Consider the following 391-nt stretch of genomic DNA (forward strand, 5'->3'; position numbering starts at 1 on the left):
TCACCACCAACTCAGGAGTAATATGATGAAGCAGGTTTTTGAATTGCAGCGACCGATCCAGTTTTGCTGCTGTATGTAGACGTGATAGCCCTGTCGTCCATCCTTCTGCACTCTGTGTTACAGTCTGGATCGGCTTGTCACGCTCTTTTTGACGGTTAGTTCCCTTCGCTCCACCGGCTCCGCCGTGGCCTGGTGTGTTTACCTGCACTTTATTCGCCAGTTTCCTCACTACTATGAAACTATCTGACTCCCTGCCTGCGTAAGCGTCCGGTCTTCGTCCACAGACTTCACCGAACCTGACCCGCATGGAAAAGTGCGAATCACAGACAGGGTCTCCCGAGTTCCGCGCAAGAGACATCGATACATGCACCAGGTCTAACGACTCCGGAGA

The 391-nt window shown here is 52.4% G+C and carries 1 protein-coding gene; it reads right to left on the reverse strand.

What is annotated here, in order from left to right:
• Positions 1–208: hypothetical protein (locus CWC16_RS20080; RefSeq protein ID WP_212747453.1), on the reverse strand; the 208-nt coding region annotated here is incomplete at its 3' end.
• Between the last annotated feature and the right edge of the window lie 183 nt (positions 209–391).

This window comes from Pseudoalteromonas sp. S3776, assembly GCF_005886915.1.
Taxonomy (GTDB): Bacteria; Pseudomonadota; Gammaproteobacteria; order Enterobacterales; family Alteromonadaceae; genus Pseudoalteromonas.